The 11,545-nt window shown below is 60.0% G+C and carries 11 protein-coding genes; 4 read left to right on the top strand and 7 right to left on the bottom strand.

All coding sequences use genetic code 11. From position 1 onward, the window contains the following. Positions 1–1,467 (top strand): ATP-binding cassette domain-containing protein (locus WAO69_RS12580; protein ID WP_422179622.1); only part of this gene is annotated, 1,467 nt, incomplete at its 5' end. Positions 1,468–1,579: 112 nt separating this feature from the next. Here WAO69_RS12580 and tyrS read toward each other — a convergent pair. Beyond that, on the bottom strand, positions 1,580–2,827 hold the full coding sequence (gene tyrS / locus WAO69_RS12575) for a tyrosine--tRNA ligase (protein WP_422179620.1): 1,248 nt from the start codon (positions 2,825–2,827) through the stop codon (positions 1,580–1,582). Positions 2,828–2,890: 63 nt separating this feature from the next. On the opposite strand from tyrS, the gene WAO69_RS12570 reads away from it, so the two are divergent. Then, complete coding sequence (locus WAO69_RS12570) at positions 2,891–4,006, top strand: anhydro-N-acetylmuramic acid kinase (protein ID WP_422179618.1); 1,116 nt, start codon at positions 2,891–2,893, stop codon at positions 4,004–4,006. Positions 4,007–4,045: 39 nt separating this feature from the next. Here the strand turns inward: WAO69_RS12570 and WAO69_RS12565 are convergent, their stop codons facing one another. Further along, a complete protein-coding gene (locus WAO69_RS12565; protein WP_422179616.1) occupies positions 4,046–4,933 on the bottom strand; it encodes a fatty acid desaturase in 888 nt (295 codons plus the stop codon). Between the two features lie 45 nt (positions 4,934–4,978). Then, complete coding sequence (locus tag WAO69_RS12560; protein WP_422179614.1) at positions 4,979–5,395, bottom strand: cupin domain-containing protein; 417 nt, start codon at positions 5,393–5,395, stop codon at positions 4,979–4,981. Positions 5,396–5,486: 91 nt separating this feature from the next. On the opposite strand from WAO69_RS12560, the gene WAO69_RS12555 reads away from it, so the two are divergent. After that, positions 5,487–6,554, top strand: a complete 1,068-nt coding sequence (locus tag WAO69_RS12555; protein WP_422179612.1) for an NAD(P)/FAD-dependent oxidoreductase — start codon at positions 5,487–5,489, stop codon at positions 6,552–6,554. A 3-nt stretch (positions 6,555–6,557) separates the two neighbouring features. Here the strand turns inward: WAO69_RS12555 and eno are convergent, their stop codons facing one another. After that, entirely contained in the window at positions 6,558–7,832 is a 1,275-nt protein-coding gene (gene eno / locus WAO69_RS12550) for a phosphopyruvate hydratase (protein ID WP_422179610.1), read from the bottom strand. 67 nt (positions 7,833–7,899) lie between these two features. Next, complete coding sequence (locus WAO69_RS12545) at positions 7,900–8,769, bottom strand: DMT family transporter (protein ID WP_422179608.1); 870 nt, start codon at positions 8,767–8,769, stop codon at positions 7,900–7,902. Positions 8,770–8,890: 121 nt separating this feature from the next. Between WAO69_RS12545 and WAO69_RS12540 the strand changes: the two genes are divergently transcribed. Next, positions 8,891–9,958 (top strand): AbrB family transcriptional regulator, encoded by a 1,068-nt coding sequence (locus WAO69_RS12540; protein WP_422179606.1) that lies wholly within the window; start codon positions 8,891–8,893, stop codon positions 9,956–9,958. Here the strand turns inward: WAO69_RS12540 and WAO69_RS12535 are convergent. Both WAO69_RS12535 and WAO69_RS12530 read right to left on the bottom strand, forming a co-directional pair. Next, positions 9,945–10,358 (bottom strand): Fur family transcriptional regulator, encoded by a 414-nt coding sequence (locus WAO69_RS12535; RefSeq protein ID WP_422179604.1) that lies wholly within the window; start codon positions 10,356–10,358, stop codon positions 9,945–9,947. The genes WAO69_RS12540 and WAO69_RS12535 overlap by 14 nt on opposite strands. 144 nt (positions 10,359–10,502) lie before the next feature. Continuing rightward, entirely contained in the window at positions 10,503–11,213 is a 711-nt protein-coding gene (locus WAO69_RS12530) for an endonuclease/exonuclease/phosphatase family protein (RefSeq protein WP_422179602.1), read from the bottom strand. Positions 11,214–11,545 lie beyond the last annotated feature (332 nt).

The following is an 11,545-nucleotide window of genomic DNA, read 5'->3' as shown; positions in this document are numbered from 1 at the left end:
GACCGGCCGGTCGCGACGGCCAGCGGCGGCGAGCGGCGACGCGCGGCCCTGGCCGGGCTGATGGCGCGCGAGCCTGATCTGATGCTGCTGGATGAGCCGACGAACCACCTGGATATCGAGGCGATTGGCTGGCTGGAGGATGAATTGTGCAGCACCCGCGCGGGATTCGTTCTGATCAGTCATGACCGCGCCTTTCTGCGCGCCTTGACGCGTGCGACCCTCTGGATCGATCGCGGTGTCGTGCGCCGCCAGGAAAAGGGTTTTGGCGATTTCGAAGCCTGGCGGGACAAGGTCTGGGAAGACGAAGACATGCAGCGCCACAAGCTGAACCGCAAGATCAAGGCCGAAGCCCGTTGGGCTGTTGAAGGCATAAGCGCGCGGCGCAAGCGCAATCAGGGCCGCGTGCGTGCGCTGCAGGGGCTGCGTGAGGAACGGGCGGCACAGATTACCCGGCAGGGTACGGCAAGCCTGGCCTTTGATGCGGGGCCAAAATCGGGCCGCAAGGTGATCGAGGCGCGCGATATCTCGAAGGCTTTCGGGGACAAGGTCATTCTGAAGCCGTTCTCGCTGACCGTGATGCGCGGTGATCGCGTGGCTTTTGTCGGGCCCAATGGCGTGGGCAAGACCACTTTGTTGCGCCTTCTGTTGGGCCAGGAAAGCCCAGATGCCGGCACCGTCACTCTTGGAACCGGACTGGAAGTCGCGGTTTTTGATCAGGCGCGTGCACAGCTTGTTCCTGATCTCAGCCTTTGGGACAGCCTGACAGGCGATCCCGAGATGCGGGTTTCGGGCAAGGCCGATCAGGTGATGGTGCGCGGTCAACCCAAACATGTGGTCGGCTATCTCAAGGAGTTTCTCTTTGATGAACGTCAGGTGCGTGCGCCTGTGCGATCCCTTTCGGGGGGTGAAAAGGCGCGCCTTTTGCTGGCCAAACTGATGGCCAAGCCGTCCAATCTGCTGGTTCTGGATGAACCGACCAATGATCTGGATGTTGAAACTCTGGATCTGTTGCAAGATCTGCTGGGGGATTATGACGGCACGGTTCTGCTGGTCAGCCACGACCGGGATTTCCTTGATCGCGTGGCGGCGACCACGATCGCTATGGAGGGCGACGGGCAGGCGACGCTCTATGCGGGTGGCTGGAGTGATTACCAGGCGCAAAAGGGTGTTGTGCCGGACGGGGAGCCAGGCAAAGCCGTCAAGCCGAAAGCCGAGAAGGCAAAATCCGAAAAGGCGGTACGCGGGTTGAGTTTCACCCAAAAGCATCGCCTTGAGGCGCTGCCGGCCGAGATTGCGCGGCTGGAGGCCGAGATTGGCAAGCTGGAGGGGCTGTTGGCTGATCCGGACCTGTTTACGCAACAGCCGGTGAAGTTCAAGAAGGCGACCGAGGCGCTGGTGGAACGTCAGGAAAAGCTGGCCGCTGCCGAGGATGAATGGCTGCTTCTGGAAGAAAAGGCCAATGGCTGATCGCTGTTTGCCCGCAGGGGCGAACCGGCCTTCGAGACGCGCAGGCAAGCGCCGGGGATCGTGAAAGATCCCTGATCATCTGCTACTGCGCCTGTCGCATTCCGGGTGAAGATCAGCCGGCCAGTTGCACCAGTGCATGGCGTTTCTTGCCTGCGCTGAGTTTGATCGGAGAGGCGAGTGCGTCTGCATCCAGCATCAGCCCGGCATCGGTCAGCGGGGCATCGTCCAGACGCGCTCCATTTTCCGTGATCAGCCGTTTGGCCTCTTTGCCGGATTTGGCAAGCCCGGCGCGCACGATGGCCTGCACGATGGACATGGGCAGTTCATCGTTGCTGAGCGACAGGGTCGGCAGATCATCCCCGACACCGCCTTTCTCGAACACTTCGCGCGCGGTGGCTTCTGCCGTGGCCGCGGCCACATCTCCATGGCACAGAGCCGTCACGGCATTTGCCAGCACGATCTTTGCCTCGTTGATCTCTGATCCTTCCAGCGCGCTCAGACGCTCACACTCATCAAGGGACAGCTCGGTATAGAGCTTGAGGAACCGGCCCACATCGGCATCTGTCGTATTGCGCCAGAACTGCCAGAATTCATAGGGCGAGCGCATTTCGGCATTCAGCCAGACGGCTCCATCGGCGGATTTCCCCATCTTCTTGCCATCGGAGGTCGTTAGCAACGGCGTGGTCATGCCGTAAATCTCATGTTCCAGAACACGGCGGGTCAGGTCGATCCCGTTCACGATATTGCCCCACTGATCGGACCCGCCGAACTGCACCAGACAGCCATAGCGGCGGTTCAGTTCCAGGAAATCATAGGCCTGCAGGATCATGTAGTTGAACTCGAGGAAGGACAGCGACTGTTCGCGATCCAGCCGTGACTTGACCGACTCAAAGGACAGCATCCGGTTGACGCTGAAATGGCGCCCGATATCGCGCAGGAAATCGAGGTAGTTCAGATCATCCAGCCATTCGGCATTGTTCAGCATCAACGCGCCCGTGGGGCTGTCGTCGTAATCGAGGTATTTGGCAAAGACCTGTTTGATCCCCGCGATGTTGTCATCGATCTGATCAGGCGTCAGCAGAGGCCGTTCATCTGCGCGAAAAGACGGATCGCCCACCTTGGTTGTTCCTCCACCCATCAGGGTGATCGGTTTATGTCCGGTTTTCTGCAGCCAGCGCAGCGTCATGATCTGGATCAGCGACCCCACATGCAGGGATTTCGCAGTGGCATCAAAGCCGATATAACCCGGCACGACACCCTTGCTCAGAGCCTCGTCGAAGGCTTGATAATCGGTGCAGTCAGCAAGAAAGCCGCGCTGCATCATGACATGCATGAAGTCCGATTTGGGGTGATAGGTCATGGCTTGCCTCGGGTCTGATTTGCGGGGCAATCTATAGGCGGGCAAAGCACAAAGGAAAAGGCCATGAATAAGGCTGGTGGGGCAACGCGCGGTGGGGGCAAGGTCATGCGCGCACTTGGCGCCATGAGCGGGACGTCGCTTGATGGGGTGGACGCGGCGATCCTTGACACGGATGGTGAGCGCATATCCGCGTTTGGTGCCAGTGCCTATCGACCCTATGGCGAGGCTGAACGCTCTGTGCTGCGTGCCGGTCTTGGTCAATGGCTGGGCGATCCGGTTACCCGGGCCGGCGTGGTGGTTGATGCGGCGCATATTGCGCTTCTTGGCGAATTCGAAACCCCGGATATCGTCGGGTTTCATGGGCAAACTCTGGCTCATGATCCCCGGGGCAAGGGCACGCTGCAGGTTGGCAACGGAGCTGCTCTTGCGGATGCCTTGGGCTGTCCTGTGGTGTGGGATTTCCGCTCGGATGATGTGCGCCTTGGGGGAGAGGGCGCGCCGCTTGCCCCCTTCTTCCATTTCGCTTGCGCCAAATGGATCGGGGCTTCAGAGCCTTTGTGCGTTCTCAACCTCGGTGGGGTCGGCAACATCACCTATGTGGACCCCAGGTTTGACGGCCCTGAAGAAGAGGGCGCGCTTCTGGCCTTTGATACCGGACCTGCGAATGCTCCGATCAATGATTTCATGCAAATGCGGTTGGGGCAGGAAATGGACGTGGACGGCGCATTGGCGCTGAGGGGCACCGTTGCCACCGGAGCGCTTGAGCTGTTTCTGCAAGAGCCGTATTTCTCAAGAATGCCACCCAAGTCACTGGACAGAAATGACTTTCCCGAGATGATCGAGCTTGTGAGCGAGCTTTCGGACGCGGATGCGGTCGCCACTCTCACGGCCATGTCCGTGGCCGCCGTCGTACAGGCGATGGAGCATATGCCAACCTCGCCCAAGCGCATGCTGGTGACCGGTGGCGGGCGCAAGAACAAGGTCCTGATGGAGATGCTGAGCGTGTCGACCGGTTGCCCGGTCGAACCTGTGGAGGCGGTTGGTCTGGATGGCGATATGCTGGAAGCACAGGCTTTTGCCTATCTGGCCGTGCGTGTTCTGCGCGGCTTGCCGACCTCGGGTCCGTCGACCACCGGCGTGCGCGCTTTGGTCGGCGGAGGTACGATCAGCCGGCCCTGAGCCTGGAAGTCGCATGAGATGCATCGATCCGGTTCGGGGTCAACGCAGGTTTGCCACATAGGTTCTGGTGAAATCCGCATAGCCCTTCGAGGTGGACTTCAGATGTGCAGCCACGTCCCGATGCAGATCGGGCAGGCGATGGAACGGCACATTCGGAAAGGCGTGGTGTTCGGCGTGATAAGGCATGTTCCAGGCAAGAGCGCGCACCAGCGCGTTGGTGAATGTCGTGCGCGAATTCTCGAGCATGTTTGCGACTGGAGGGCAGCGTCCATGTTCGGCCAGCAGATAGAGCCGCAGTACAGGTTGACCCAGGACCAGCGGCAAGATCCAGATCCAGAACAGAATCGACGAAAATCCAAGGCTCAACACGGACAGAAGATAGATCCCCAGCAATATCCGCGCTTCGCGCCGCATGCGTGGGATCTGTCGGGCTGGCAGGTAGCGCGCGCTTGGCGTGCCAAAGGCCAGCGTGGCCAGAACACGCGCGTTGCCCGACCAGTATCCCCAGCCCGTCAGATAGATCACGAAGCTGCGCCAATTGTCGGGACGGGGCCCATCGACAAGTTCGGGGTCGTTCTCGGGGTCATTGGTAAACTTGTGATGTGCCAGATGAAAATAGCGAAACCATGTAAATGACATACCGATCACACCACTGCTCAGCAGGCCGACAACTTCGTTGATCCATCGGGTGCGAAAGGGCGTTTGGTGGGTGCATTCATGGGCCAGCGTAAAGAGAAACGACAGCAAAATGCCCAATACACCGATCAAGACCGGCCAGCCGGGTAGTGCCAGCATGATCCCGAGCGCACTTAGAACACATGCGCTCAGATACAGTGCCAGATGGCGCAATCCGATCTTGTCCGAGCGCTCGCTCAGACGCGCCTTTTCCTCATCAGGAAGCGATTTGAGATAGGCCACATGATCCATTGGCACCAAGTCTGGAGGATAGATGCGCGGCTTGCCAGAACAACTTTAGCGCGGAATGTCAAAACCCGCCGGGGCCAGTGTAAAGCCCTCGAACTGAAACCCGGGAGAAACCGTACAACTGACCAGCGTGTACGCGCCCGTCGTGCGCGCGGCCTGCCAATGGCCTTCAGGCACGATAATCTGGGGGCGGCCCTCAGTCAGGTCCGGCGTGAGCAGATGATCCTCGGCAGGGCCATCATCATGGGCGCTGAGCGACAGAATCAGAGGCGCGCCAGAATGGTAGAGCCAGATCTCGGTGGCATCCACGCGATGCCAATGGCTGCTTTCCCCGTCACGCAGCAAGAAATAGATGCAGGTGCCCGAGGGGCGGCCCGCATTGTCGGCGATCCATGTCTGGCGGTAATGGCCGCCTTCGGGATGGGGGCTGAGGTCAAGCGTTTCGATGATCTGATCTGCGGTCATGATGCAAACTGTGGGGGCTTTCCGGCACCGGCGCAAGGGCTTGCGATGGTCTGCATGGCGGCTAGGCTCAGTCCAAAGAGAGGTGCACAACATGGGCCAGCGAATCGTTGTGATCGGGGCAGGGATCATCGGTGCAGCTATCGCTTGCCGTCTGGCCGAAGCCGGGCATTCGGTCCGCATCATCGACAGCGCGAACCCCGCCACGGGTGCATCCGGGCGCTCTTTCGGCTGGATCAACGCGAGTTTTTTCGCGAACGAGGCCCATTTCCGTCTGCGCGCCGCCGGCATTGCAGCCTGGCACCGGCTGGGCATTGATGGCGTCACCTGGTCAGGCTGTCTCTGGTTCGAGGAGGATGGCGACGCTCTGGTGCAAATGCACGAGAACCTAAAGAGCTTGAATTATCCGGTGGAACATATTGATAAAGATATATTTCATCAGCTGGAACCTGCCATTCACGCGCCACCCGAACACGCGCTGCGCTTTCCGGCTGAAGGGGCTGGAGAGACGGCTGATCTGACCCATTCACTTGTGCGGCGGGCTATGGCGGCGGGGGCAATCGGGCTTTTCGGTGTGCAGATCCAAGCGATTGAGACCACGCAAGGCGCGGTGTCTTGCGTCATCACCGACGCCGGAACCTTCAGCGCGGATCATGTCATCGTGGCTGCCGGTACTGCCACTCCGGATTTGATCGCGCCGCTGGGTGTCACTCTTCCGATGTTGCGTCGGCCGGGTTTGCTGGTCACGACCCGCCCGCTAAAGCCGCTTTTGTCCCACGTTCTTGCGGCTCCGGATCAGGAGTTGCGCCAATTGCCTGACGGACGCCTGTTGGCGCCGACTTCGCCCAACCATCAGGCCGATGACGCTGAAGACATACCAGAGAACGTCGAGGAACTGGCGGATGCCGCTCTGGGGCGTGTTCGCGCATTGCTGCCGGGGCATCAGATCGAACGCGACAGCATCACTGTGGCCCTGCGGCCTGTGCCGGGGGACGGGTTACCGGTGGTCGGACCTGCGGGGCCGGACGGGCTTTACATCGCGACCATGCACAGCGGTGTGACTCTGGCGGCAATCACCGGCGAACTGGTCACGCAAGAGCTGACAAATGGCGGAGCGTCAGAACTGCTTGAGCCCTTCCGCCCCGATCGGCTTCAAGGATAGCGCTTACTTGAGGATCGAACGCCCGGCATATTCCGCGGTTTCGCCCAACTGTTCTTCGATGCGGATAAGCTGGTTGTATTTGGCCAGCCGGTCCGAGCGCGCAAGCGAGCCGGTCTTGATCTGACCGCAATTGGTGGCCACAGCCAGATCCGCGATCGTGGCATCCTCGGTCTCGCCCGAACGGTGCGACATCACATTGGTGTATCGCGCACGGTGGGCCATATCGACGGCCTTGAGTGTTTCGGACAGGGTTCCGATCTGATTGACCTTGACCAACATCGAATTCGCACAACCCCGTGCGATCCCTTCAGCCAGGCGCGCCGGATTGGTCACGAACAGATCATCTCCAACAAGCTGGACCTTGTCACCCAGAGCCTCGGTCAGCGCCTTCCAGCCGTCCCAGTCATCTTCCGACATCCCATCTTCGATCGAAATGATCGGATAGTCCCTCACCAGAGCTTCCAGATAGGCGACGTTCTCATCGCTGGTCAGGGTTTTGCCTTCGCCCGAGAGCACATAAGCGCCATTCTTGTAATACTCGGTCGCCGCGCAATCCAGCGCGAGATAGATGTCCTCGCCCGGGGTGTAACCCGCTTTTTCGATGGATTTCAAAACAAAATCAAGCGCATCGCGGGTCGAGCTGATGTTGGGTGCGAATCCCCCTTCGTCGCCGATTCCAGTAGACAGACCCGCCGCGGACAGCTCCTTTTTCAGGGTGTGAAACACCTCGGCCCCCATGCGCACCGCGTCGCGGATATTGCCCGCGCTGACCGGCATGATCATGAATTCCTGAATATCTATGGGGTTATCCGCATGCTCACCGCCATTGATGATGTTCATCATCGGCACCGGCAGGATGCGTGCCGAAGTGCCCCCGACATAGCGATAAAGCGGTTGTGTGGTGAAATCAGCAGCCGCCTTGGCCGCCGCCAGCGACACACCCAGAATCGCGTTCGCTCCCAGACGTGCCTTGTTGTCGGTGCCATCCAGTTCGATCATCGCGGCATCTATGCTTTGCTGTTCGGTGACATCAAAGCCCACGAGCGCTTCGGCGATTTCTCCGTTCACGGCCGCCACAGCTTCCAGAACGCCCTTGCCCATATAGCGATCCTTGTCGCCGTCGCGCTTTTCGACCGCCTCATAGGCACCTGTCGATGCGCCAGAGGGCACCGCAGCGCGCCCCATCGTGCCGTCGTCGAGGATCACATCAACCTCAACCGTGGGGTTGCCCCGGCTGTCCAGGATTTCGCGGGCGAAGATGTCGATGATCGTGCTCATGGGTGGGATCCCTCAGGTCTGGTTTTGTGGCCTAATACCGGGCCAAACCCCTTATTAAAAGGGTTGCTTAGGTCGCAGCGCGATGTTTGCGCTCACGCCAGAGGGTAAAGAGCCCCGAACCGACGATCAGCGCGGCACCGATCAACATCAGTGCATCCGGGCGTTCGCCAAAAATGACCACTCCAATGACAAGGGCAAACAGAATGCGCGAGTATCGGAACGGCGTCACGAATGAAATTTCACCAACCCGCATCGCGGTAACAATGGAGAAATAGGCCAGAACCCCCATGCTGACGGCACCACAGATCACGGCCCAATCCCAGCCTTGCGGGCGGACTATGGGGGCTGCGGTGATCGCCCCCAGCAGAAAGGCTGCCGGGATCAGCACCAGCAACGCAAAAAAGCTGAGCTGAGACGAACTGACATTGCGTGGGACCCAGCGCGTTGCCAGATCGCGGATGGCCAGACCGATGACGGCCAGTACCGCAAAAAGCGCGTGCACGTTGAACCCGTCCATCCCGGGGCGGATGATCAGCACGACGCCAAAAAACCCCACCAGAATGGCGCTCCACCGTTTCCAGCCCACCTTTTCCGCCAGAAACAGCGCGGCTCCGAGGGTAACGACAAGCGGTGTGGCCTGAAGAATCGCCGAGGCCGAGCTGAGCGGGATAAGCGTCAATGCCGTGACAAATCCCAATGTACCCAGCACTTCGCCGATATTGCGAATGATGACGGCCTTGGACAGCACGGCGCGCGGGAACAGCGACTGGCCCTGCGCCAGCGTGGCTGCGCCGAATGTCAGCGCGCCCCCAAACCCGAGAATCGCGATGATCTGCCAGATCGGAAAATCATCCGACAAAAGCTTGATGAACGTATCCGCCAGTGCAAAGCCCAGCATGGCCAGCGTCATCCAGGCAGCTCCGCGCAAATTGTCCATGTAGCTTCCCGTTTTTCACATCAGACCCAAGGATTGACCCATGCCGTATTCGGGCGCTTGGAACAAGTCAGCAAGCTCGGACATCTGGTCAAGTCTTGCCTGCGCATGATACGCTGAACTCATGGCAATACTGCAGGTTCTGTCCCCATGGCGCGCAACCCTGTTCACGCTGGCGGTCGCCGCTGCGGGGGCCATGATCGGCACCCTGATCAGCCTGCCAGCGGCCTTGCTGACAGGACCAGCGCTTGCGGTCAGCCTAGCGGGTCTTGCCGGTCTGACGATGGATATTCATCCACGGCTGCGTGACCTGGCTTTTCTGGTCATCGGGGTCGGGATCGGGAGCACGGTTTCCCCTGAAACGCTTGTTGTCATGGGCCAGTTGCCGCTGGCCTTCCTTACATTGCTGGTGTTGCTGGTCGCCATCATGCTGAGCTGCCAGATGCTGCTCAGACGCGGGTTTGGATATGATGCACAAACCGCCGTTCTGGCCGCCGCTCCGGGGCATCTGAGCTTTGTTATCGGGCTGAGTATGCAGGAAGGCGTGGATACGCTGAGCGTTACGGTCGTGCAGGCTGTCCGTCTGCTTGCGTTGACGCTGATCGTACCGATCATTGCCTTTGCCATGGGGGTCGAGATTGCCGGCAATCCTCTGGCCGGGCAGGTGATGCTGTCGCTGCCGGTGTTTGTCCTGCTGCTTGCGCTGTCTGCTCTGGTCGGTGTGCTGTTCCAGCGCCTGCGATTGCCTGCGGCCTTGCTGATAGCCGCGATGTTCGTTTCGGCCTTCGGGCATGGCGGTGGATGGGTCGAGGGCGGCATCGGCCCGCATCTGGGCGCGGCGTGCTTTGTGACCTTGGGTGCCCTGATCGGAACGCGGTTTTCCGGAATGGGCCTGGCGGCATTGCGCGCCGGTTTTGTTGCGGGCCTGGCCATTACCGTTCTGGCGTCGGTCCTGACCATCCTGACGTCTTTGCCCGTGGCCTATTTTCTCAATCTTGACCCGGCGACGGTTCTGGCTGCCTTCGCGCCGGGCGGCTTCGAAACGATGATCGCCCTGGGGGCCGTGCTGGGGGCCAATCCGGGATTCATAGCTGCGGCACATGTTGCGCGGCTGATGTTCCTGACGGGGCTTATCCCGTTGATGCTTTCGCAGGCAAAGCGATCCAGTTTGGGATCGCCTAACCCTTCTTGAGGGGCACGCCGTACAGTTCCAGGCGATGTCCGCGCAACTCATAGCCCAGCTTGCGGGCGATTTTTTCCTGCAGGGCTTCTATCTCGGCGTCGACGAATTCGATGACTTCGCCTGAATTCATGTCGATCAGATGATCATGGTGATCTCGCTCGGCATCTTCATAGCGTGCCCGGCCGTCGCCGAACTCGAGCTTGTCGACCAGTCCGGCCTCTTCGAACAGTTTGACCGTGCGATACACCGTGGCAATCGAGATCTTTGGATCTACCGCACTGGCACGGGCATAGAGTTCTTCCACATCCGGGTGATCGTCACTGTCTTCCAGCACCTGGGCGATGGTGCGTCGCTGACCGGTGATGCGCAGGCCCATGGCCTCGCAGCGCGTAATGATTGTGTCCGGCATTCAATTCGTCCCGCATGGCCACCAGGTGTGGATGGCCATGGGGTTTAACGCCTGAGTGCAGGCATGGCCAGCCCGCTTTGTCAGGAATGGATCGACTTCACACCTGCGCGACACATGAACTTTGCGCGTCATGTGGTGATTGCGTCAGGCGCGGGTGATCTCGGCCCAAAGCGGCAAATGGTCGGAGGCGGTTTTCGCCGGTCGTATCCCATGGACGCCGTGGCGCAGGGCCCGCAAATCGGGCGAAAGCGCGATGCGATCCAAAGGGGCCAGTGGCGCAGGTGCTGGAAAACTGGGCAGGGCCGGAAGGAAATTCATGGCCGGTGCTGCCCGGTCCAAAAGAGGGCTGCGATCCCAATCATTGAAGTCACCGGCCCATATCGTCGGGACCGGATCGCGCGGTGCCGTCTGGCGCATGAGCATATGCAACTGACGTCGCCGCCACTGAGCAATCAGCCCCAGATGCAGACCCACAACACGCAGTGGTCCAAGTGGGGTGTCGAACTCTGCAAGTGCTGCCCCACGCGGCTCAAGCCCCGGGAGGCTGAGCCTTTGCGTGAGGGTCAGCGAGATGTCACCGCGAAAAAGGATCGCGTTTCCATGCCATCCCAGAGAGGCCGCGCCGCCCAGTGGTACCACCTGCCAGCCGTGCTCGAGAAGCAGATGCGCGGGCAGGGCGGCAGGGCGGGGTGGCAGGCGTTTGTCCGCTTCCTGCAGGGTGACGATATCGGCTTGCAATGCATCAAGAACCTTGAGCACCCTGGCAGGCTTGCGTCGCAGATCCGTGCCAATGCATTTCTGAATGTTATAGCTCGCAATGCGCAGCACAAACGGTGCGCAACCAGGATCACTCATCGTGTGTTCCGATCATGCGGTCCTGACATGGGGTATCTGGATCTCCTGCGTGGTCGCTGAGCGCGCGGCCACGGTCCTGAGAAGATGAACAGCAGCCCTAACCGCCCCGATCAAGATGAGGACCCGTGCTCTTTTCATGACCAATTGCCTACGGGTTTTCGAACCATGGGCCGCGACTCCATCAATCGTCTATCAGGGCATTGTTGTGTGAGGTTGGGGAATTCTGCAACTGCTTGGAGATATGCCCATAAGTTGGTGACGGCCTTCATCAGGCGGCGTTTTGAAGTTGCTTGATCCCGTCCTTGAACTCAACCCCCTGAATGACCTCGGGC

The organism is Aestuariivita sp. (genome assembly GCF_049276915.1).
Lineage (GTDB): Bacteria > Pseudomonadota > Alphaproteobacteria > Rhodobacterales > Rhodobacteraceae > Aestuariivita.
Note: the sequence above shows the minus strand (reverse complement) of the source record. Positions and strands in the feature narration are given on the sequence as shown.